Annotated in this window: 18 protein-coding genes and 1 pseudogene; 7 read left to right on the top strand and 12 right to left on the bottom strand. The window is 73.3% G+C overall.

Features of this window, described 5'->3' with window-relative positions:
* Positions 1-272: 272 nt before the first annotated feature.
* The 3 genes from ACWDBB_RS27295 to ACWDBB_RS27285 all read right to left on the bottom strand — a co-directional run bounded on the left by ACWDBB_RS27295 (position 273) and on the right by ACWDBB_RS27285 (position 4,108).
* On the bottom strand, positions 273-1,067 hold the full coding sequence (locus tag ACWDBB_RS27295; RefSeq protein ID WP_449792162.1) for a spermidine synthase: 795 nt from the start codon (positions 1,065-1,067) through the stop codon (positions 273-275).
* A gap of 107 nt (positions 1,068-1,174) precedes the next feature.
* A complete protein-coding gene (locus ACWDBB_RS27290; RefSeq protein WP_449792121.1) occupies positions 1,175-2,146 on the bottom strand; it encodes an alpha/beta hydrolase in 972 nt (323 codons plus the stop codon).
* A gap of 108 nt (positions 2,147-2,254) precedes the next feature.
* Positions 2,255-4,108: a tetratricopeptide repeat protein gene (locus ACWDBB_RS27285; protein ID WP_449792120.1), complete on the bottom strand. Its 1,854-nt coding sequence runs from the start codon at positions 4,106-4,108 to the stop codon at positions 2,255-2,257.
* A gap of 191 nt (positions 4,109-4,299) precedes the next feature.
* On the opposite strand from ACWDBB_RS27285, the gene ACWDBB_RS27280 reads away from it, so the two are divergent.
* On the top strand, positions 4,300-5,703 hold the full coding sequence (locus ACWDBB_RS27280) for a selenium-binding protein SBP56-related protein (protein ID WP_449792119.1): 1,404 nt from the start codon (positions 4,300-4,302) through the stop codon (positions 5,701-5,703).
* 66 nt (positions 5,704-5,769) lie between these two features.
* On the opposite strand, the gene ACWDBB_RS27275 is transcribed toward ACWDBB_RS27280, so the two are convergent.
* From ACWDBB_RS27275 to ACWDBB_RS27260, 4 genes are all read right to left on the bottom strand, one after another.
* The gene (locus ACWDBB_RS27275) at positions 5,770-7,002 is read right to left on the bottom strand and encodes a globin domain-containing protein (protein ID WP_449792118.1); all 1,233 of its coding nucleotides are present in this window, start codon (positions 7,000-7,002) and stop codon (positions 5,770-5,772) included.
* Between the two features lie 266 nt (positions 7,003-7,268).
* Entirely contained in the window at positions 7,269-7,799 is a 531-nt protein-coding gene (locus ACWDBB_RS27270) for a DUF6114 domain-containing protein (RefSeq protein ID WP_449792117.1), read from the bottom strand.
* Between the two features lie 2 nt (positions 7,800-7,801).
* The gene (locus ACWDBB_RS27265) at positions 7,802-8,458 is read right to left on the bottom strand and encodes a DUF6230 family protein (protein WP_449792116.1); all 657 of its coding nucleotides are present in this window, start codon (positions 8,456-8,458) and stop codon (positions 7,802-7,804) included.
* Between the two features lie 187 nt (positions 8,459-8,645).
* Complete coding sequence (locus tag ACWDBB_RS27260) at positions 8,646-9,374, bottom strand: TetR/AcrR family transcriptional regulator (protein ID WP_449792115.1); 729 nt, start codon at positions 9,372-9,374, stop codon at positions 8,646-8,648.
* Between the two features lie 588 nt (positions 9,375-9,962).
* Here ACWDBB_RS27260 and ACWDBB_RS27255 point away from each other — a divergent pair.
* The 3 genes from ACWDBB_RS27255 to ACWDBB_RS27245 all read left to right on the top strand — a co-directional run bounded on the left by ACWDBB_RS27255 (position 9,963) and on the right by ACWDBB_RS27245 (position 13,183).
* Positions 9,963-10,631 carry a Tat pathway signal sequence domain protein gene (locus tag ACWDBB_RS27255; RefSeq protein ID WP_449792114.1) on the top strand — a complete coding sequence of 223 codons (669 nt, stop codon included), beginning with the start codon at positions 9,963-9,965 and terminating at the stop codon, positions 10,629-10,631.
* Between the two features lie 255 nt (positions 10,632-10,886).
* Positions 10,887-11,759, top strand: coding sequence for an AAA family ATPase (locus ACWDBB_RS27250; RefSeq protein WP_449792113.1), 873 nt, complete (start codon positions 10,887-10,889; stop codon positions 11,757-11,759).
* Complete coding sequence (locus ACWDBB_RS27245) at positions 11,756-13,183, top strand: vWA domain-containing protein (protein ID WP_449792112.1); 1,428 nt, start codon at positions 11,756-11,758, stop codon at positions 13,181-13,183. Before ACWDBB_RS27250 ends, ACWDBB_RS27245 begins: the two co-directional genes overlap by 4 nt.
* Positions 13,184-13,247: 64 nt before the next feature.
* Here the strand turns inward: ACWDBB_RS27245 and ACWDBB_RS27240 are convergent, their stop codons facing one another.
* The 3 genes from ACWDBB_RS27240 to ACWDBB_RS27230 form a co-directional block, all read right to left on the bottom strand.
* Positions 13,248-14,216 (bottom strand): alpha/beta fold hydrolase, encoded by a 969-nt coding sequence (locus tag ACWDBB_RS27240; RefSeq protein ID WP_449792111.1) that lies wholly within the window; start codon positions 14,214-14,216, stop codon positions 13,248-13,250.
* A gap of 158 nt (positions 14,217-14,374) precedes the next feature.
* The gene (locus tag ACWDBB_RS27235) at positions 14,375-17,875 is read right to left on the bottom strand and encodes a S8 family serine peptidase (protein WP_449792110.1); all 3,501 of its coding nucleotides are present in this window, start codon (positions 17,873-17,875) and stop codon (positions 14,375-14,377) included.
* A 198-nt stretch (positions 17,876-18,073) separates the two neighbouring features.
* The gene (locus ACWDBB_RS27230; protein WP_449792109.1) at positions 18,074-18,925 is read right to left on the bottom strand and encodes a siderophore-interacting protein; all 852 of its coding nucleotides are present in this window, start codon (positions 18,923-18,925) and stop codon (positions 18,074-18,076) included.
* Between the two features lie 81 nt (positions 18,926-19,006).
* On the opposite strand from ACWDBB_RS27230, the gene ACWDBB_RS27225 reads away from it, so the two are divergent.
* Entirely contained in the window at positions 19,007-19,837 is an 831-nt protein-coding gene (locus tag ACWDBB_RS27225) for a TetR/AcrR family transcriptional regulator (RefSeq protein WP_449792108.1), read from the top strand.
* Here ACWDBB_RS27225 and ACWDBB_RS27220 read toward each other — a convergent pair.
* Positions 19,834-20,031, bottom strand: a complete 198-nt coding sequence (locus tag ACWDBB_RS27220) for a hypothetical protein (RefSeq protein WP_392871349.1) — start codon at positions 20,029-20,031, stop codon at positions 19,834-19,836. The genes ACWDBB_RS27225 and ACWDBB_RS27220 overlap by 4 nt on opposite strands.
* A gap of 144 nt (positions 20,032-20,175) precedes the next feature.
* On the opposite strand from ACWDBB_RS27220, the gene ACWDBB_RS27215 reads away from it, so the two are divergent.
* Together ACWDBB_RS27215 and ACWDBB_RS27210 are read left to right on the top strand one after the other, a co-directional pair.
* Positions 20,176-21,501 carry a D-alanyl-D-alanine carboxypeptidase family protein gene (locus tag ACWDBB_RS27215; protein ID WP_449792107.1) on the top strand — a complete coding sequence of 442 codons (1,326 nt, stop codon included), beginning with the start codon at positions 20,176-20,178 and terminating at the stop codon, positions 21,499-21,501.
* Positions 21,502-21,663: 162 nt separating this feature from the next.
* Positions 21,664-22,077, top strand: coding sequence for a PPOX class F420-dependent oxidoreductase (locus tag ACWDBB_RS27210; RefSeq protein WP_392871343.1), 414 nt, complete (start codon positions 21,664-21,666; stop codon positions 22,075-22,077).
* 65 nt (positions 22,078-22,142) lie between these two features.
* On the opposite strand, the pseudogene ACWDBB_RS27205 reads toward ACWDBB_RS27210, so the two are convergent.
* A pseudogene (locus ACWDBB_RS27205) lies at positions 22,143-22,226 on the bottom strand (transposase); the annotation flags it as partial.

The following is a 22,226-nucleotide window of genomic DNA, read 5'->3' as shown; positions in this document are numbered from 1 at the left end:
GGGCTGCTTGTGGGGAAGGCCCCAGGCCGTGAGCCGGCAGCGTTCGGCCGCCGCCCAGCGGGGTGTCATCAGCCGGTGGGTCCGGTAACCGTCGGGCCGGCGGGAGGGCTTCGCCGCGCACGGGTTCAGCGGGCCGTCGACGTCCACCAGCAGGAGCGGCCGCATCGTCTCGCCTCGTCCGGACCGTCCCCGCACGCTACCCGGGGCGGCGGGGACGGACCAGCGGACTTCCGGCGGCAGGGCCGCAGGGGTGGGGCCACAGGGGCGGGGCGTCAGCCGATGCTGAAGGCGCCGTCCGGCGGGGGCGGGGAGTCGGTGGCCTCGGCGTCGGTGACCGGGGCGGTGCGGCCGACCAGGGCCGCCAGGTCGTCCCCCTCGGTGAGGCGGGCCGGGAAGATGTCGCCCGCGAGCAGCCGGGTCAGCTCGGCCACCGGCAGCGGCGCCGTCGAGCCGGCCAGCAGGATGTTGCCGTACCGGCGGCCGCGCAGCACCGGCGCCTCCGCCACCAGGCAGACGTACGGGAACACCGCCCGCACCGTCGCCGCCTGCGCCTTGGCGAAGGCCAGTGGCGGGCCGTCCGCCAGGTTCGCCGCGTAGCAGCCACCGGGGCGCAGCGCGGCCGCCGCCAGCCGCAGGAACTCCACCGACGTGAGGTGGGCGGGGGTGCGCGAGCCGTGGAAGACGTCGGCGATCACCAGGTCCTGCGAGCCGGCCGGGGTCTCGGCGAGGGCCGCCCGGGCGTCGCCGACGGTCGCGGTGATGTCCGCGCCGGGGCCCTGCCAGGGCAGCTGTTCGGCGACCAGCTCCAGCAGCGGCCCGTCCACCTCGACCACCCGCTGCCGCGAGCCGGGCCGGGTGGCGGCCAGGTAGCGGGGCAGGGTGAGGGCGCCGCCGCCGAGGTGCAGCGCGTCCAGCGGCCGGCCGGCGGGGGCGAGGGCGTCGGCGAGGTGGCCGAGGCGCCGGGTGTACTCGAACTCGAGGTGGGTCGGGTCGGCGAGGTCGACGTACGACTGCGGGGTGCCGTCCAGGGTGAGCAGCCAGCCGCCGTCGCGGTCGAGGTCGGGCATGAGCTTGGCGAAGCCCAGGTCGGTGCGCCGCCCGACCGGCACGGGCTCGTCGTGCGGGTCGTGCCCGCCCGCGTGGTCGTCCGAGTCGTGCGGGTCGTGCTCGGAGGTCACGCGTGCTCCCCGACGGGCTTGACGTCGAGGTAGGCGGCGAGCCAGTGGTCCAGCTCGGTGAACACCTCGGTGCGGGCCGCCTCGCCGGAGAGGATCAGGTCGTGCATGCCGCCCTTGATCCGGACGACGGTGACGTGCCGGCCCAGCCGCGGTCCCTGCGCGGCGATGTCGTCGGCGCGCAGCACGGCGTCGGCGTGGTGCAGCGCGTTGTGCCACTTGGTGGTCGAGATGGAGCGGGTCGAGGCCATCAGCAGCACGGGCACGTCGATGCCCAGCCCGCGCTGCAGTCGCCGGTGGCCCTGGTGGATCGCCGACAGCCACCCCGCGTACAGCGGGAAGCTCTGGGGACGCTTGAGCGTGAGGTCGAAGTCCCACTCGCCCTGGTGGTCCTTGTGCAGGCTGTGGGTGTAGTGGGGGTTGAGCGCGGACGGCAGGACGCGGGTCGGCGCCAGCCGCCCGAGCGCCGTCACGGCGGGCCCGCCGAGCGTGCGGACCGCGGGCGCGGCGGGCATCGACAGGAACGGCGAGTTGAGGAACAGCCCGTCCACGACTCCGCGTCCGGCCCGACGCCCGGCCCACAGGGCCCCGATCAGCCCGCCGGTGGAGTGCCCGTTCAGCAGCAGCTGCCGGTGCCCGTCCACCTCGCGGATGATCCGGACCGCCTCGTCGATCTCCTCGTCGTACTCGGCGAGGTCGCGGACGAAGTTCGGCGACTGGTGCGGGCGCAGGGAGCGGCCGTACTTGCGCAGGTCGAGGGCGTAGAAGGAGAACCCGAGCGCGGTGTAGTGGTCCGCGAGGTTGGTCTGGAAGAAGTAGTCGTTGTAGCCGTGGATGTACAGCACGGCCCGTTCCGACCCGGGCACCGGCCGACGGACGAGCGTCGCGCACACGGCCCCTTCGTCGTCGGGCCGCAGCGTCAGCTCGGCCGCCTCGTAGGGGGCACCCAGGATGTCTTCACGGAACTCCATCTGCCGCCGCACCCGTCCTCTGTTCCGCCTGCCCTCTCGGCAGGTGACCACCTGTTTCCGCCCCCGACCATACCGGCCGGTAGCTGCGGGGCGCTCGGCGGCGGGGTGTCACCAGGTGATCTGCCCGGCGGCCCCAAGGGTGGCACGGGTGGTACTGGGCTCATCGCCGTCCCGGGAATCCGCTCCCTCCACGCCCAGGGTCAGGAGGATGGCGCGGGCACGCTCCCGGGCCTGGGCCGCCTCGTCGTTCCGGCCCAGCACACGAAGCGCCGATTCCGCGCTCTCCCAGGCGATGACCTCGCACTTCCGGTCGCCACACTCCCGGCAGAGCGCGCGGACATGTTCGAGCAGCTCAAGGGCTTCCCCGGGGCGACCGGCCGTCCGCAGCACCTCGCCCAGATTGATCAACGCAATCATCTGACTCACCGAGCCGTGGCGGTCGGGCGAGATGGCGAGAGCGCGTCGATAGGCTTCGACCGATTCTTCGAAGCGTCCCGCGAGGCGGAGCGAAGTGCCGTAGTTGTTCCACGCATTCGCTTCGTCGGCTTCGTCCGCATCCGAATCGACCGAACCTGTAGCCCTCAGTGCCGCCTCCGATACGGCCATCGCCATCTCGGCGCTACCACTGTGGATCAAGCCGGGCATCACGACGGAGGAGAGGCGGACCACCCCTCTGTGGATTCCGGCCTGCGCCATGGCCAACGTCATGGCCACCATGTTCGCCCGCTCGTCGTCCAACCACGCCAGAGCGGCGGCCCGTTCCGGAAAGAGATCACCACCGGAGCGATCGGGCCTCGACATGACCCGCCGGTTGGCAGCATGAGCGGTCATCACGTAGTACTCCGTGAAGCGGCTCAGACCGAGTGCGCCCAGCTCCGGATCCTCCACCAGTCGTTCCAAGGCGTACGACCGGACGAGGTCGTGCATGTACCACCGACCGCCTCCCGGGCTCTGCTCGATCAGCGCAGTACCGGCCAGTTGGGCGAACAGGGCACGGGCCGCTCGGACCTTCCTGCCGATGAGCGCCGCCCCGGCTTGGGTCGGAACATCGCGTCCGACGCAGATCGAGAGGAAGCGAAAGAGCTCGGCCTGCTCGGGGGTGAGACGACGGTAGGAGCGCTCGAAGGTGAGACGGATGCCGATGTCGCCGTCGCACAGCAGGTCGAGGCAGTCCGTACCGACGACCAAGTCGTCGGCGAGTTCTTCCGGGCGCAGGTGCGGGTCCAGGACGAGCTGGGCGGCGGCGAGGCGCAGGGCGAGCGGGAGGTGACCGCACAGCTTCGCGATCCGCTGGGCGGCTGCCGGGTCGGCCGCGACGCGGTCGTCGTCCGCCCGGGCGGCGCGCAACGCGGTGTCGAGGAGGGCCGTGGCCGCCTCGGGGGCGAGGACGCCGAGGCGGTGGAGGCGGGCGCCGAGGCTGGGGAGGGTTTCGCGAGAGGTGACCAGGAGGCGGTGGCGGGTGGACGGGGGTTGCAGGAGACGGACCTGCTCCGCGGCGGAGGCGTTGTCGGCGACGACGAGGACGCAGGCGTGCCGTTCCAGCTGGGCGCGGTAGAGGGCGGCGCGGGTCTGCGGCTCCGGGGGGATGTGGTCGGCGGGGACGCCGAGGGCTCGGAGCAGGGCGTCGAGGGCTCGCCCCACCTCCACCGGGGTCTCGTCATAACCGCGGAGGTCGACGAAGATGGCCAGGGAGAAGCGGCCGGCGTCGAGCAGTGCGTGGCCGGCCGCGATCGCCAGCGTCGTCTTGCCGATGCCTCCGAGGCCGGTGACCGTGACCGTCGGCGGGCCGTCCGACGCCAACAGGGTCTGCAGTTCGGCGAGGTCCTGGTCACGCCCGGTGAAGGCGGAGGTGAGCGGTGGCAGCCCCGAGATGGTCGGCGGCCGGGCGGGGACGGTCACGTGTGCGGTGTCCGCCTGGACGACCGGGGCGTGGAAATCGCCCCCGCGAATGCTGTTGTGCACCCGGCCGAGGGTAGCCGCCCGCACGTCCCGACCGCGTCCGGACCGCCACCCGCCGCCTCCGGACCACCACCCGACCGGACCGCCACCCCGGCCGCCTCCGTACCGCCCCCGTCCGCCCCTCGTGCGCCTGCTGTGCGCCGGTGTCTCTGTGGAACGCTTCCCGGACGGACACGGCGAGTTGGGGAGTTTGCATGCAGCACGGGCATACCGATCCGTCGCTCTACCGTTCGGCCGCCGAGGCGATCGCCGCTCCGCCGGAGAAGCTGGCGTACGTGGCCGGATTCGACCGGTCGGGGCGGCAGCCGGACGCGTTGCTGAGCGTCGACACCGATCCGGACTCGGCGAGCTACGGGAAGGTCCTGAACTTCGCCGAACTGCCCACGCTCGGCGACGAGTTGCACCACTTCGGCTGGAACGCCTGCTCCAGCGCCCTCGCCCACGCCTGCCACGAGAACCCGGAGCGGCGCTACCTGCTGCTGCCCGGGCTGCGCTCCTCGCGGCTGCACGTGCTGGACACCCGGCCCGACCCGGTCCGCCCGCGGCTGGTGAAGACGATCGAGGCCGAGGAGCTCGCCGCCAAGGCCGGCTACTCGCGTCCGCACACCCTGCACTGCGGCCCCGACGGCGTCTTCCTCTCCTGCCTCGGCAGCGGCGAGGGCGACGACGGCCCGGGCGGGGTGGCGCTGCTCGACCACACGACCTTCGACGTGCTGCGCGCCTGGGAGACCGAGCGCGGGCCGCAGCAGTTCGCGTACGACGTCTGGTGGCACCTGGGCACCAACGTGGGCATCACCAGCGAGTGGGGCACCCCGCGGATGGTCGAGGACGGGGTGGTGCCGGACCTCCTGCTCGGGCGCAAGTACGGCCACGCGCTGCACTTCTGGGAGCTGGACTCCGGCCGTCACCTGCAGCGGGTGGACCTCGGCGACCAGTACCAGATGGTGCTGGAGCTGCGTCCGGCGCACGACCCGCAGGCGGAGTGGGGGTTCGTCGGGGTGGTCACCAACGTCGAGGACCTGTCCTCCTCGATCTGGCTCTGGTACCGGGAGGGGCCGGCGTTCACCGCGCGCAAGGTGATCGAGATCCCCGCCCAGCCGGCCAAGGCCGAGGACCTGCCGCCCGCGCTGCAGCCGTTCGGCGCGGTGCCGCCGCTGGTCACCGACATCAACCTGTCGGTGGACGACCGCTGGCTGTACGTCTCCGCCTGGGGCACCGGCGAGTTGTTCCAGTACGACGTCTCGGACCCGTTCCACCCCCGGCTGACGGACTCGGTGCGGCTCGGCGGGATCGCCGCCCGCACCCCGCACCCGGCCGAGCCCGGCCGTCCGCTGAGCGGGGCGCCGCAGATGGTGGAGATCAGCCGGGACGGCCGGCGGCTCTACCTCACCAACTCGCTCTACGGCGCCTGGGACGACCAGTTCTACCCGGACGGCATCGAGCCCTGGATGGTCAAGCTGGACGCCGATCCGGAGGCCGGCGGGCTGAGCATGGACGAGCGCTTCTTCCCGCACGGCGCCGACTTCCGGGGTCTGCGCGTCCACCAGACCCATCTGGCGGGCGGCGACGCCTCCTCCGACTCCTACTGCTTCCGCTGACCCGGACGTCGCCCCGGACGTTGACGCCGACACCGGCGCCGAAGCCAATCCGGCGCCGACCGGTCCTCAGCGGAAGAGCGCCTGGTCGAACCGCACCTGCGTCGACGGCATCCCGACTTCCGCCAGCCGGGTGCGGACGGAGCCGACCATGCCCACAGGGCCGGTGACGCAGGCCAGGTGCTCGCGCCAGTCGCCGGCCGCCGCGACGGCGTCGGCGAGTTCGCCGACGGTGACCGGGGTGACGGTCAACCACGGCTTGTGCAGGCCGAGTTCGGACAGCGCCTGCCAGTCGTAGAGGTCGCCGCGGTCCCGGGCGCCGACGAACAGGTGGACCCTTCGGCCGGTCGGCCGCTGGGTGGTCTGCTGCTCGACGATCGCCTTCATCGGGGCGAGGCCGGTACCTCCCGCGATCAGCAGCAGGTCTCGGGAGTCGCCGTCGGGCAGCAGGCTGCCGCGCGGCGGGCCGAGGCGCAGCCGGTCGCCGATGGCGGTGTGGTCGACCAGGGCGGCGCTGACCCCGCCGAGGCCGGTGCGGCGGACGTGGAACTCCAGCTCGTTGTCGGACCGCGGGGCGCAGCCCATCGAGTACTGCCGCCAGGTGTGCGGCAGCGCCGGGTGTTCGACGGTGCCGTACTGCCCGGCCCGGTACGGGTAGGGCTCGCCGGTGCGCACCCGCAGCACGGCGAGGTCGGGGCGGCGGCGCTCGTGCCCGGTCACCACGGCGTGCCAGTACGGCGGTTCGGTGAGCGCGGAGTCGGCGCCGGCCACCATCGCGCCGACGGCGAAGCGCAGCATCCGCACCCAGGCGCCCTCCAGGTCCTCGGTCCAGCGCTCGCCGGCCCGGTGCCGGACGGCCGCGCACAGGGCCTCCTCGAAGGCCTCGTAGTGCACCGGCCGGACGCCCAGCTTCCGGTGGTCGCGGCCGAGTTGGCGTAGCGTCTGCTCCAGCTCGGCCGGGCGGTCGAGGTGGTCGATCAGGTGGTGGAAGATCCGTTCCAGGTGGAGCTGCTGGAACTCCATCGAGGCGGGGAAGATCGGTCGCAGGTAGGGGCGGTGGCTGAACATCACCGCGTAGAGGTGGTCGATCAGGTCCGAGAGCGGGGAAATCAGGTCGAGGTCGCGCCGGATCAGGTGCTGGTCGGCGGCGCCGTCGTAGCCGCCGTCCTCGCCGTAGGCGCCGTACCCGAAGTCGCCGCCGCCCGAGGAGGACGGGGCGAGGAGTTGGCGTCGCAGGCGCATCGCGTGATGGCGCGCGATCAGGCGGTCGTACTCGGCGGTGGCGGCGGTGCCAGTGCTCATGCTGCTGCTGTGGTCCATGTCGTGTCCAGTCAACTGCCCGGCCGCCGAACGCGAGAAGGGCCGATCGCCCCGGAGAGACCCGGGACCTTCGGCCCATTGCCTCGGTGCGTGCGGTCCGGGATGGTTTCGGCCACCCCGGACCACCCCGCCCCCGGACCCCGGACCACCCTGGACCACTGCGGGCGCAGCGCCCGCGTCGGGCGCGTCGACGGCGGGGTGCCCCACGCCCTGGTGCTCTCCCACCACCAGGACCCGGGGCACCGCCGTCAGACCGCCGCCCGGCGGGCCTCCCGGCGCTCCAGCCGCCGCTGCCGGCCCTGGCGCAGCGGCTGCTCGGGCAGCCACCCGAAGGTGAGGCAGGCGCCGACCACCCCGAGCATCATCCCGACCACGAAGCCGCCCAGGTTGGACGTGACCCAGGTGGCCAGCGAGGCCAGCACGGCGAGGATGGAGTAGAACAGCCGCTGTGCCGGGTTGAACAGGATCAGCAGGCCGCACAGCACCATCACCGCGGGCACCAGGTACCCGGCCAGCCCCTCCATCCCGATGTGCAGGAGGACGGGCAGCGGGGCCTTCAGGGTGAACAGGATCTCGGCGCCGCCGAGCGTCACCAGCAGCCCGCCCCAGAACGGTCGCCGCCCCCGCCAGTCCTTCTTGACCGGGTGTGCGGCGGGCTCGGCGACGGGGGCCGCCACGGCCTGGGCGGGCGTGGCCGCCGTCCCCTCGGCGGCCACCCCCTCGGCCCGTGCCGCGGTGCCCTCGCCGGTGCCGGCCGGCTCCGGTACGGACTCCGTCATGGTCAGCAGCCCGTGGAGCTGAAGCTCAGCCGCAGGTTGGGCAGCTTGAACCCGGCGGCGGTGCTCGCGTAGTTGTGCTGGTTCAGGTGGGTCAGCTTGACGGTGTCGGCCTGCTGGCCGAACACGCCGGGGCCGCCCTTGCCGATCGGACCGGCCTTGGTGTACGTGCTGGCGTCGCCGCCGATCTCGATGTTGGTGAACTCCGCGTCGCCGGAGAGCAGGTCGGAGTCGGTGGTGAGGTTGCTGGCGGAGACGGGGGTGCCGCCGTCGCCCGCGTGGATCACCAGGTTGATGCCGCCGAGGTCGACGCTCTGGCAGAGGTTGGTGATCTCGGCCTTCTTGATCGCCGACACCGCGACCAGCACCTGGCCGCCGGTGGAGCCGGCGTTGGGGCTGTCGGGGATCATCGAGTCCAGCGCGCCGAACTGGGCGAAGCCCTCGCCCTCCAGCTTGTCGGCGGTGATGGTGAACGGCATGCCGGAGATGGAGAACTGGGCGGCGAGCACGCCCTGGGCGGTGAGCGCCATCAGGACGCCACCGGCCGCGATGGCCGGGACGGCCATCAGGGCGGTGCGCTTGAGGCGGACCCGGCCTCTTCTCGGCGTGCCCGGCGTCTGCGGGGCCTCGGCCGCCGTGGCGGCGTCCTCGGACATGGCCATGTGTGTGCTCCCTGTGGGTGGATGGGTGTGCAGGCACTTGGCACGTTGTCCTGGCGCGGACAGCGTTCTTCGGCGTGACCGGGTCGTCAACCCCTCGGCAGCGGGGTCCTTCCGGTCAGCACGCGGTAAGTAACTGGGAAGCTACTGCCCGGTATTGGTCGGGTCAATACGGGTGCACGAAGGTTCTTCACCAATCCGCGACCCGCTTCGGCCAGTCCCGCACCCCCAGCCGCTCGGCCGCCTCCGCCGGGCCGAGGAACGGCGACAGGCAGAACATGCTCAACACCGGCAGGATCTCCAGCAGTTGTTCGGTCCTTCCGGAGTCGATCCGCCGGTAGACGGCGCTGTAGACGCCGCCCACCACGGCGTCCACCATCTCCTTGGACTCCACCCCGCCCGGGAGTTGGGGCACCTCGGAGAAGAACGTGCGGAACCTGGTGAGCAGTTGGGCCCGCTCCCGGCGCCCGGCCGGGCCGACCGCCTCGACCTCGATCACCGCCATCTTCGCGAACGCCGGTGTCCCCGAGAGGAGTTGGAGCATCACTCCGAGCCCCTTGCGGATGCCCCGGCACCAGTCGGTTTCGGCCGCGTAGGCCTCCACCATCCGGCGGATCACCACGCCCGTGCCGTACCGGTGCGCGGCCAGGAAGGCGTCCTCCTTTCCGCTGAACAGCTCGTAGAAGACCGGCCTGGTCACGCCCGCCGCACGGCAGATGTCGCTGATCGTGGCGTGCTGGTAGCCGCGTTCGGCCACGGTCCGCACCAGCCCGTCCAGCAACCGTTCGCGCTGGGTCGCGGCGATCACGCCGGCGGGCAGTCGGCGCGGCCCCGGCTTGATCGAGCGGGCCGGATCGCGGCCGGTCCTGGCACCCGGCAGCAGGACCACGTCGGCTTCGCGGAGGTAGTTCCGATCCATCACCAACTCCTGTGTCCTGTATTGACATTGACGATACGCCGGGTTTACAACACTGACAGGTTTCCAACCGGTGGGCCAGCAGGCCACCACCGGACGGACCTTCCGGGGATCCGACGGCCCGGGCGAACGCCCAGGCCACGGGACCACGGCGGAGGCGGGGACGCGACGGTGGCAGCCGTCCACGTGCCCCACGGCACCGCACGTCCCCGACCGAACGGCGCAGTGCCGCTGGTGTCCACGCCGCCGCCCGTACGCACGTCAGCACCACCGCACCGCAGTTCCACCGCAAGGTCGCACCACCGCACCACCGCACTGTCGTACCACCGCACCGCCGTACGCGCCCACCCTCGCGTACGTCCGCACCGCCGTACCACACGGACGGGCCCGTGGCGCCGGGCCCGCCCGCCCCTCGGCCTGTGCCGAAGCCCATCGGACGACGCCCGCAACTCCGGTCCTCCGAAGCGGTGTTCGGCACCGGCCGCCGGTACGAAGCCCCCGGTACGCCATGCACCTCCCCCGCCGTGCACACCACCACACCCGCACGCGGGGATTCCCCCACCCGTCCACCGGACGGAGAGAGGCACCCTCATGCGCATCAGCCGCACCCTCGCCACCGCAGCACTCGCCTCGCTCGCCCTCACCGGCGCGGCCGTCGCCCCCGCCCAGGCCGCCGGCGCGGTCCTGACCACCGGCAGCCCGAGCGGCCCGGCCGTCGCCGTCGGCGACGTACTGACCGCCAACCTGGTCTCCGGCACCTACGCGACCTTCTACAACAGCGCCACCGGGACGACCGGCGTCAAGTGTGCCGCCTCCTCCTTCTCGGCGACCGTCACCTCCAACCCGGCCGCGCCGGGCAGCGCCGTCGAGCGGCTCGACACCCAGACCTTCGGGTCCTGCACCTCCAACGTCGTCGGCGTCACCGGCGTCAAGAGCATCAGCGTCACCAGCCTGCCGTTCACCAACACGGTCAGCGACGCGCCCGGCAACCCGGTCAAGCTCACCCCCGGCGCGGCCGGCGTGATGGGCACCACGGTGGTGCTCAACACCATCCTGGGCAGCATCAACTGCAACTACCAGAACAGCACCGGGATCAACGGCACCACCTCGAACACCGGCAACACCATCGGCTTCTCCGGCCAGCCGTTCACGCTGGTCTCCGGCCCGAGCCTGTGCTTCTCGACCGGCTTCTTCAGCGCGACCTACGGCCAGGTCATCGACATCACCGCCCCCGGCCAGCCGGTCCTCTTCGTCAACTGACACCAGGGCCCACCCGGCCCGTCGTGACGACGGCGGCGTACGGCACCCTCACCGGAGCCGTACGCCGCCGCACCGCCTTGCCCCGGCACCGCACCGAAGCCACCGCGCCATCCGACGCCCACGAACCCGAGACAACGAACGCCGAACCCACGACCCCGAGCCAACGGACGCCGAGCCGACGAACCCGAGACAGCGAAGTGACCGGCCGGTAGGGTGGCGCCGCACGGAGACGGCGAACCGGAACGGGGCAGACGGATGAGCGACAACGGCACGGGCTTCTTCACCTCGGTGGCGGACGCCGCCGAACAGCTGGCCGCCACCGGCTACCTGGCCTCCACCTCCGTGGCCACCACCGTGTTCCTCGCCGACCGGCTCGGCAAGCCGCTGCTGGTCGAGGGCCCGGCCGGGGTCGGCAAGACCGAACTCGCCAAGGCCGTCGCCGATATCGGCCGCGCCCGGCTGGTCCGGCTCCAGTGCTACGAGGGCATCGACGAGGCCCGCGCGCTCTACGAGTGGAACCACGCCAAGCAGCTGCTGCGGATCACCGCCGGCCGCGACGAGGGCTGGCAGGACGCCCGCACCGACATCTTCGGCGAGGAGTTCCTGCTCACCCGCCCGCTGCTCACCGCGATCCGCGGCGAGGAGCCGACCGTGCTGCTGATCGACGAGATGGACAAGGCCGACGTCGAGGTGGAGGCGCTGCTGCTGGAGGTGCTCAGCGACTTCCAGGTCACCGTCCCCGAGCTCGGCACCATCACCGCGAGCCGCCGCCCCTTCGTCCTGCTCACCTCGAACGCCACCCGCGAGCTCTCCGAGGCGCTGCGCCGCCGCTGCCTCTTCCTCCACCTCGCCTACCCCGAGGCCGAGTTGGAGCGCCAGATCGTCCGGCTCAAGGTGCCCGGGCTGGACGAGACGCTGGCCGAGTCGCTGGTCCGGGTGGTCGGCGCGCTGCGCGCGATGGAGCTGCGCAAGGCGCCGTCCGTCGCCGAGACCATCGACTGGGCCCGCACCCTGCTGGCCCTCGGCGCCGACACCCTGGACGACGCCGTCGTACGGGACACCCTCGGGGTGATCCTCAAGCACCAGGACGACGTCCGCACGGCCGCCCAGAAGCTCACCCTCGCGTGACGACGCCGCCCCCGGAAGCCGACACCGCCGCCCGCCTCACCGGCCTGGTCCGCGCCCTGCGCGGCCACGGCCTGCCGATCGGCCCGGCCGAGACGGTGGACGCCGCCGCCGTCCTGGACGTCCTCGGCTTCACCGACCGCGAGCCGATGCGGGCCGGCCTGGCCGCCGCCCTGCTGCGCTCGCAGAGCCAGCGGGCGGTCTTCGACGCCACCTTCGACCTGTTCTTCCCGCTCGGCGTCGGCACCCCGGAGGCCGTGCGGGCCGACCCGCCGCCGATCCCGGACGACCCGGAGCCGCCGCGCTTCGGCCGCCCCGATCCGCTGCGCGATCAACTGCGCGACCGGCTCGCCGCCGCGCTGGCCGCCGACGACCGCGCCGCCCAGGCCCGGCTGGCCGGCGAGGTGCTGGAGGCCTTCGGCCGGTACGGCGTCGGCAGCTCGCCCGGCTCCGACGGCTGGTCCGCCCAGCAGGCGCTCGGCCGGCTCGCCCCCGACACCCTGCTCGCCCGCGTCCTCGCCGCCCTGCGCGAGGGGCAGAACACCCGGGACCTCTCCGACCGGGTGCTCGCCGACGAGATCCGCCGCCGCATCCGGGACTTCCGCGCCATGGCCGCCGGCGAGGCCCGCCGCCGGGTCGCCGAGCTGCGCGGCCCCGAGCGGATCGCCGAACGCGCCGTCGCCCCGACCACCGACCTGGTCGACTTCCTCTACGCCGGCCGCACCCAGCTCGCGGAACTGCGCCGCACCGTCCACCCCCTGGCCCGCAAGCTGGCCACCCGGCTGGCCGCCCGGCGCCGCCGCGCCGCCCGCGGCGAGATCGACCTGCGCCGCACCCTGCGCCGTTCGCTGACCACCGGCGGGGTGCCGCTGCGCCCCGCCTACCGGCTGCGCCGCCCGGCCCGGCCGGAGCTGGTGCTGCTGTGCGACGTCTCCGGTTCGGTGGCCGGCTTCGCCGACTTCACCATGCTGCTGGTGCAGGCGATGAGCGAACAGTTCAGCAAGGTCCGGGTGTTCGCCTTCGTCAACCGCACCGCCGAGGTCACCGGACTGCTGCGCGGCGGCGACGACCCGGCGCGGCTGGCCGCCCGGATCCTCGCCGAGGCCAAGGTGACGGGCTACCACGGCAACAGCGACTACGGCGCCGCGTTCGGGGAGTTCGCCGAGCGGCACCTGGACGCCGTCGGCCCGCGCACCTGCGTGCTGGTCCTCGGCGACGCCAGGAACAACCAGCGCGACCCCAACCTGGACGCGCTGCGCCGGATCGCCGGCCGGGCGCGCCGGGTGTTCTGGCTCAACCCGGAGCAGCCCTCGCTCTGGCCGACCGGCGACTCCGCCGCGCTCGCCTACGCGGGCGTGGTGGAGATGCACTCCTGCCGCAACGCCCGCCGCCTCGGCGAACTGATCGCCCGCCTGCTGCCGGTCTGACGCCGTCCGCGGCTGTCCGCAGTCGTCGGCCGCGGCCGACGACTGCGGACGGCGCCCGGCCCGACTACTTGTCCAGGTGCGCCAGGAAGTCCAGCAGCGCCTCGGTGACCTCGGCCGGGCGCTCCTGCTGCGTCCAGTGCCCGGTGTCCGGCAGCCGGACGTGGCCGTGCAGCCTGGGCAGCCGGCCCAACAGGTGGTCCAGCACCGGGCGCGGGACCAGCGCGTTGACCAGGTCCTGCTCGCCCACCACGAACAGCGCGGGCACCTCGACCGTCACCCCGCTGAAGGCGGCCAGGAGTTCGGCGCTGCGGTCGAGGTTGCGGTACCAGTTGAGGCCGCCGGTGAAGGCGCGCTCACCGTGGGCGGCGTAGTCGGCCGTGAAGACGTCCAGGTCCTCGTCGGTGAGCCAGCCGGGCAGCCGCTCCGGCTCCGGGACGGTGTCCAGCAGCTTCCCGCCCTCGGGGACGATCCACGGCCGCGGCACGCCGTCCGGCTGCTTGCCGCAGAGGATGCGCCGCAGGCTGGACTTGACGTCCGCGGCCAGCTCGGCGTCGGCCTTGCCGGGCTCCTGGAAGTAGACCTGGTAGAAGCCCTCCCCGAAGGCCGCCCGGGCGGCCTCGAGCGGCCGCGGCCCGCCCACCGGCAGCGGCGGCACGCTCAGTCCGGCCACCCCGCGCACCAGGTCGGGCCGCAGCGCCGCGGTGGTCCAGGCCACCGGCGCGCCCCAGTCGTGGCCGACCACGACGGCGCGCTCCTCGCCCAGTGCGCCGATCAGCGCGGTCACGTCGCCGACCAGGTGCAGCAGGGTGTAGGCGTCCACCTGCTCGGGCTGGGAGCTGCGGGCGTAGCCGCGCTGGTCCGGCGCGACGACCCGGTACCCGGCCTCGGCGAGCGGCGCGAACTGGTGCCGCCAGGAGTACCAGCTCTCCGGGAAGCCGTGCAGCAGCAGGACCAGCGGCCCCTCGCCCTGCTCCGCGTAGTGCAGCCGTACGCCGTTGACCTCGACCTCGCCGTGCTTGATCGCGTCGTTCAACTCCCGCTCCCTGGTCGGTCGGTCGGGCCGCAACGGCCCCTGCCCGGCCCAACGACCGGCGGCACCCGAAGGTTTCCGCGGAACCCGGCCCACCGGAACCGGCCGAGGCCGCCCCGGAACTCCGGGACGGCCTCGGTCTCAGTCGAGTTGACGTTTCGTCAGTTCACGGTGTAGCTGTACGGGATCGCCGCGAGCACCGAACCGGTGGTGTTCAGGACGTTGTTGGCGGTGGCCACGCCGGTCGGGCCGGACACCAGGTACAGCACGCCCTTGACGGTGCTGCCCTTCGGGCCGGTCGGGGTCAGCGTCACCTGGAGCGAACCGGTGGCGCCGGGGGCGACGGTCACCGGGGTGGCGGCCGCGGCCGAGGCGTTCACCGAGGCGGCGTACGGGTCACCGGTGCTGGAGGTCAGCGCCGGGTCGAAGGCCTGGGTGTGCGCGGTGGCCGTGATGGTGGAGGTGCCGGCCGGCGCGGAGCCGCTGCCGAACGGGCCGATCTGCTGGACGAAGGTGCCCCAGGTGCCGGGGACGACCGGCTGCTCGGGGGTGCCGTTGTCGGTCACCACCGAGACGGTCGAGCCGTCCTGGGCCTTCTTCAGGTCGCCGAACAGGTCCGGCGAGCCGGTGGTGGCGCTCAGCTCGATCTGCGCCGGCGTCGAGGACGCCGCCACAGCCTTGAGCCGGTCGGTGCCCGGGGGCACCAGGAAGGACGGCACGGCGGAGCTGAGGCTCAGCGGCAGGCTGACGGTCGCCGAGGAGCCCTGGGGCACCAGCGGCACGTCCACCCGGCGGTCCAGTCGGCCGTCGGCCGCGATCCGCTGGGTCGCGACGGTGTTGTTGGTGTAGTTCACCTGGACGGTGACCGGCTTGCCGGCCGCCAGCCCGGTGCGCGGGTCGTTCGGCAGACCGGCCGCGGTGGCCTGGTTCTGGTTGAACGCGACGGTGCCGGTGAAGTCCTGGGCGAGTTCCTGGCCGCTGACCGGGCCGAGCACGTTCAGGACGAACCGCCAGCGGCCGGCGGCCGGGTTGACGGCGGTGGCCGAGACGCCGTTGCCGGTGCCGGCCAGGTTGCCCTGGGCGTCGAACTGCCCGTTGCCCTCGATGTCGACCGGGGTGCCGTTCGGGCTGATCAGCGCGCCCTGCATGAGCAGCTTCGGGTCCTTGGCGACGGTCAGGCCGACCCGCAGGTCCCGCTGGCCCTTCGGGACGTCGAAGGCGTACGAGAAGCTCTGCGTCGGCGAGGCGCTGCGGCCGTTGCCACCGGTGATGGTGCCGGTGAACGTGCCCTTGCCCTGGTTGACCGGCACCAGGCTGCGCAGCACGACCGGGACGCTGGTGGTGTTCCCGTTGGAGCCGGAGACCAGGACGGCCTCGCTGGAGTCGCCGCTGGTGGCCGGGGTGGTGAGCTGGACCTTGAGGGTCTTGGTCTGGCCCGGCTTCAGGTCGGTGGTGTTCGGGCTCACGGCGCCGGCCGGCACCGCGCGCTGGGTGGCGGTGCCGAGTTGGACGGCGCCGCTGTAGCCGGCCTTGCCGGCCGGGGTGTAGAGGATCGCGGTCCACTCGCCGGCCACCGGGTGCGGGACGTCCACCAGGCCGTAGTTCGCCGGGGTGGCGCCGCCCTGCGGACGGGTGTTGGTCTCGAAGCGGCCCGAGGGGTCGAGCAGCGTCATGCGGACCACCGGGCCGTTGGTGACCGGGTTGGGGGCGCCCTGCCAGGCGATCGAGGCCGCAAGGCGGTCGGCGCCGGCCGGGACTGTGAACTTGACCTGCTTCTGCACCCAGTCCGCGCCGTTGGTCGCGTACTTGAAGGTGTCCTTCGAGGACGGGTCCAGCTGGACGGTCTGCCGGCTGCCCGACTGCGGGACGAAGCTGCGGGTCGCGGCGCTCACCGTCTGGGTGCTGTCACCGGTGTTGGTGACGGTCACGTCGGCGGTGTGGGTCGAGCCGGGGGTGCCGGCGATGTCGATCTGGCCGGTGTCGACCACGACGGTCCTGGCGCCGTCGGTGCCGTCCCCGTCGTCGTAGCCGCGGGCGGCCTCGACGGCGGCGCGGACGTTCAGCAGGCCGGCGCCCTCCTCCTCGGCCGGCACGCCGAGGTCGGTGGCGGTGCCGGTGAGGAACTTCTTCACCAGTGCCGGGGACGGCGAGTCGCCGCCGTGGGTGTCGCGGTAGGCCTGGATGACCAGGGCCGCGGCGCCGGTGACGAACGGGGCCGACTGGCTGGTGCCGCCGAACGGCTGGATCGGCGAGGGCTGGCCGTTGTAGCCGGTGCAGTCGGTGTACTTGGCGGTGTCGGGCGTGCACAGCGCCCAGTCCGACTCGCCGGGCGCGACCAGGTCGACGGTCCGGCCGGCCTGGGTGAAGCCGCCCGAGGAGAGCGCGGAGATGCGGTTGTCGCTCCAGGTCCCGTTGGAGAACTTGGAGGCCGCGTAACCGGTCTGCTGGTAGTTCTGGTTGTCGGTGGAGGCGCCGACCGCGATCACGTACGGGTCGGTGGCCGGGGTGCCGACGGTCCCGCTGAGCCCGGCGTCACCGCTGGAGACGGCGACGGTGACACCGGCCTTGACGGCCTGCTCGTTGAAGAGCGAGATGGTGTCGTGCGCGCCGCTGTCCGGGGTGACGTTGCCGCCGAAGGACTCGTTCAGCACGTCGACGTGGGCGACCCGCACCGCGTAGTCGATCGACTGCAGGATCGAGGAGTTGGACATCATCTCGCCGCCGGCCTTCAGCGCGACCAGGTCGGCGTCCGGGGCGAGGCCGCGGATGCGGATGTTGCAGCCGGCCGGCAGCGGGTGCGAGGAGTTGACGAACTTGGAGACGTCGTAGACCTGGCGGCCCTGGGCGATGACCGCCGAGGCGTCGCCGAAGGCCTCGGCCGCGCCGGTCGGCGCGTCCCAGCCGTCGCCCGCGAAGTCCTGGTAGTCGACCACGGCGTGCGAGCCGTCGGCCCGGATGAAGTCCGGGTTGTTCGGGTCGAGGCCGTCCGCGATGTAGGCGACCTTGACGCCCTTGCCGGTGGCCAGGTCCTCCACGCCGGGCTTGCCGTTGCCGGTGACGGCCCGGGTGGAGTACAGGCCCTCGGGCTCCAGCAGCGGCTTGCCCGGGTCGGAGGGGCAGACCGTGTTGGTCGCGTTCTCCTCGGCGCCCTGACCGTTGCTGCCCGTAACGGCCTGCGCGGCGGCGTCGGCCTTGGGGGCCTTGGCGCCGGCACCGGCGGCGGCGTCCTTGGCCGCCTTCGCCTTGGTGGCGGCCGGTGGGGCGACCTGGACCTGGGTGTCCGCCACCACGGAGGAGACGGCCGGGTCCGCCTGGAGCTGGGCGCGCAGAGCGGGGCTGACCGTGGCCGAGAAAGCGTTGCCGACCACGAAGCTCTTGATGTCGGTGCCGCCGCCCGCCCTGACCTTGTTCAGCAGCGGCGCCTGCGCGGAGGCGGTCTTCTGCTGCCGGGCGCCCAGGTGGCCGTGGTCGGCCGGGGCGTCCGCGACCTGGTCCTTCAGGATCACGATCACCGGCACCGGTGCCCCGTCCGCGGACGCCGCCCGGGTGTTCTGCGGGTCGGGGGCCGGGGCCGCGCTCGCGATGGTCCCGAGGCTCAGGACCATGGACGCGGCGGTGACCGTGACGGCGGCTGATAGCTGGGTTTTGCGCCAGCCGATCATATAAATCCTCTCGTCAGATGGGCAGTCGAATGGATAGCTGACGCATTCCAACGCACCTGAGAGGATCACGACAAGGGGGTAAATCCCCATCAGAAAGTAAAGTTGACCATCAATCAGTAAAATTCAGGGAGGAAATCGGGCCGAATCCGCATCTTTCAGCCGATCGGCCCCGAGCGGATCCGGTCCCGTTCCCCCTGGTCAGTACCCGGCCGCCCGCTCCTGAGCGTCCGCCAGGTCCTCGGCGGTCGGCGCGTCGTCCTGGGTCAGCCGGTGGCGCCAGTAGCCGGTGAAGTCGATGTTCTCCTTCTGCACCCCCTCCCGCTCGACCAGGTGCCGCCGGATCGCCCGGACCGCCCCCGCCTCCCCGGCCAGCCAGACGAAGGGTTCGCCGGCCGGCAGCACACCGCCCAGGAACGCCTCGGCCAGCGCGGCGCCCGGAGCCGCCCCGTCGCGGTACAGCCACACCACCTCCAGCTCGGCCCGGCTCGCCAGCTCCTGACGCTCCGCCCGGTCGGCGACCTCGATCCACGCGTACGCCCGCACCCCCTCGGGCAGCGCCCCGACCAGCGTCGCGAGCGCCGGCAGCGCGGTCTCGTCCCCGGCCAGCAGCACCCAGTCGGCGGCCGCCGCGACCTCGGCGAACGGCACCGACGGGGCGTACAACGCGGAGGGGCCCACCATCCCGAGCCGGTCCCCCGGCGCGGCGCGCAGGGCCCAGGCGGCGGCCGGGCCGGTGTCGCCGTGCAGCGCGAAGTCGATCTCGACCAGCCGGGTGCCGGGGCGGCGGCCGCGCAGGGTGAAGCTGCGCAGCAGCGGGCGCTGCTCCTCGGGGATCGCCAGGTAGGCCCGGTACCAGTCCGTCGGGTCGTCCTGCCGGACGGGCAGCAGCGGCTCGCGCTGCCCGGGGCGCGGGAAGCAGAGCTTGAGCTGCTGGTCGGGGGCGGTGCCGACGGCGTCGGGCAGTTCCTCGGCGGCGAAGGTGATCCGGGCGGTGCGGGGCGTGATCCGGCGGACCTCGACGACCTCGACGAAGGTGACGGGCAATGTCATCGCGAAACCCCTTCGGTTGGTAACCTTACGGCATAAAGAGTTGACGTCGCGACGATACTTTACGCCATAAGGAGATGCCGGATGACCGTCTATGCCGGGCAGGGCGACGCCCACCGCTCGCTCGCCCTGCTCTGGGGCGCACCCGAGGAACCGCGCGCCGGGCGCAGCGGCCCCAAGCCGGGCCTGAGCGTGGACGCGATCGTGTCCGCCGGAATCGCGGTCGCCGACGCCGAGGGCATGGCCGCGCTCTCGATGCGCGCCGTGGGCGAACGGCTCGGCCGGACCGCGATGGCGCTCTACACCTACGTGCCCGGCAAGGCCGAACTCCTGGACCTGATGCACGACCGGGCGCTCGCCGAAATCCCCACCGGGCGGCGGGCGTCGGACAGTTGGCGGGATGCCGTCACCGCCTGGGCCGAGGACTTGTACGCCTGCTACCTGCGCCACCCCTGGGTGCTCCAGGTCTCGCAGGCCCGCCCGGTCCTCGGCCCGGCCGAACTGGCGGCGATGGAAGCGCTGTTGGGCGCGCTGCGACCGGCCGGGCTGTCGCCGCTGCGGCTGCGCGGGGCGGTCGCCGCGCTCTGGCAGTTCGTCCGCGGCCTGGCCGCCGCCACCGCCGACGCGCGCGGCGCGGCGGCCGCGACCGGGGTCGCCGACGAGGAGTGGTGGGCCGACCGTTCCGCCAGACTCGCCGAGCTGGCACCGGACTTCGCGGAACGCTTCCCGCTGCTCGTGGCCCTGCAGAGCACGGGCGGCGGCGCCCCGCAGGACAGCCACCGGGAGGCCTTCCGCAGCGGGCTCGCCGTGCTCCTCGACGGCATCGCGGTGCGACAGTCATCGGCGGAGGAACCGGCAGTGGGGGAACCGTCAGCGCGGCAGCCGTCGGCGGAGGCCCCTTCGGAGACCCCCTAACCCCGCCGGGCGGCGGGGATCGCCAGCAGGACGCCGAGCGCCACCAGGACGGCGTACCCGGCGGTCTCGTGGCCCTCCGGTACCAGGAACCGGACGAAACCGAACAGCCGGAAGCCGGCGACCCAGCCGGACACCAGGCCGGAGGCGCCGCCGACGATCAACACGAAACCGAGGTAGCCGAGCAGGGTCTTCATGCCCCCGAGCCTAGGAAGCCGCCCACGGCCGGACATCCGACTTTCGGTGCGGTCCTGCGCCACCAAAGTCGTCCCCGCCCCGAGTGGCTCCGGACGGAGCAGCAGGCCCGGCGCCCCGGCGGCGGCCCGGGTTACGTTCGCCGTGTGCTCCCCACCCACGCGGCGCAGAAGAAACGTTCCGTCACCAGGGTCGCGGTCGGCGCCACCGCCTCCGCCCTGGTGCTCACGGCCGTCGCCCCGTCCGCCCTCGCCCGGGACGCCGTCCCCGCCGTGGGCGGGGAGCGGCTCGGCCGCCCGGCCGTCCAGGTCGCGCTGCTGGCCGGGGCACCCGCGCTGCCGTCCCAGCTGACCGGCCGCTCCTGGCTGGTCGCCGACGCGTCCACCGGCGAGGTGCTCGCCGCCCGCGACGCCCACCTGCCGCTGCCTCCGGCCAGCACCCTCAAGATGCTGTTCGCGGACACCGTGCTGCCCAAGTTCGACCGGGCGCTGGAGCACCAGGTCACCCCGGCCGAGCTCGCCAGCCTCGGCGTCGGCAGCAGCCTGGTCGGGGTCAAGGAGAACCTGCCGTACCGGGTCGAGGACCTCTGGCGGGGCGTGTTCCTCAGCTCCGGCAACGACGCCGTCCACGTGCTCGCCCACATGAACGGCGGCATCGAGCAGACCGTCGCCGAGATGCAGGAGCGCGCCCGGACGCTCCAGGCCGGCGACACCAAGGTGCTCTCCCCCGACGGCTACGACATGGACGGCCAGGTCTCCTCCGCCTACGACCTCACGCTCTTCGCCCGGGCCGGGCTGCGCAACGCCGACTTCCGGTCCTACTGCTCCACCCGCACCGCACGCTTCCCCGGCGGGCTGGACAAGGTCACCGGCCAGCGCATCAGCTTCGACATCGCCAACACCGACCGGCTGCTCGGCAAGTACCCCGGCCTGATCGGCGTCAAGAACGGCTACACCACCAAGGCGGGCGCCACCTTCACCGGCGCCGCCACCCGCGGCGGCCGCACCCTGCTGGTGACGGTGATGCACCCCGACGCACAGGGCAGGGTGTACGACGAGGCCGCCAGCCTGCTCGACTGGGGCTTCGCGGCCGCCGGGAAGGTCCAGCCGGTCGGCAAGCTGGTCGACGACACCGCCGCGTCCTCCCCCAGTGCCACGGCCCGGGTCCGGTCCGAGGCCGACGAGCAGCTGCCGCCCGGGTCCCGCCCGCCGGCGGCCGACGGATCCGGCTTCGGCCTCGCCCCCGCCGTCTGGACCGCCGCCATCCTGGGCACCGCCCTCGCCGCCTGGGCCATCTCCTGGGTCGCCGCCCGCCGCCGCACAGCGCCGGGCGAACCCGCGGCCGCCCCGGGGTCCGGCGGCGGCAGGACCGCCCTCCGCGGCGTCGGCGGGCGCGGCTGGCGCGGCCTCACCCGCCGGGCCCGCGCCCTGGTCCGCTCCGCCCGTACCGCCCGTGGCCGCGGACCCCGGTGACCGAGGCCGACTTCCCGGCCGGGCGGGCCGCACCGGTGGCCGTCGTTCGCCGGACGTCCCCGCCGGACGTCCCCGCCGGGTGTCCCGCGCCGCCCGGCCCCAGGGCGTGTCCGACGATTCGCGCCAGGCGCGCATTGTCGGACACGCCCTAGACTTCCGGCCATGACCACGCCCGACTCCTCCCCCGCGGCCCGGCTCGACCGGATCGTCCGGCTCTCCGCCGGGAGCTACCTGCTCGTCACCACCTACAAGAAGGACGGCACCGCCGTACCGACCCCGGTGTGGGTGGTGCGTGACGGGGAGGCGCTGGGCGTCTGGACGGTCGCGGACTCCTGGAAGGTCAAGCGGATCCGCAACCGCGCCGACGTGCTGGTCGGCCCGTGCGACGTCAAGGGCCGCCCGACCGGCGAGCAGTACCCCGCCACCGCCGAGATCCTCGGCCCCGAGCGCACCTCCGCCTACCGCACCCTGTTGCGTCAGAAGTACGGCCTGCTCGGCGTGCTCACCCTGCTCGGCAGCCGGCTGCGGCGCGGCGAGCGCGGCACCGTCGGCATCCGGATCACGCTCACGGACTGAGCCCGCCCGGGGACCGGCTCGGGCGGACGGGCGAGCGGGCGGGGGCCGGGTTCGCTAGTGCCGCATCAGGCAACGTTCGCCCTGGTGACGACTTCGCGTAGCCGCTGATCGGCGGCGTGCTTGTTCCGCCAGATGATGTAGCGGCGGAT

The sequence above is a fragment of the Kitasatospora sp. NPDC001095 genome (genome assembly GCF_053598615.1).
Note: the sequence above shows the minus strand (reverse complement) of the source record. Positions and strands in the feature narration are given on the sequence as shown.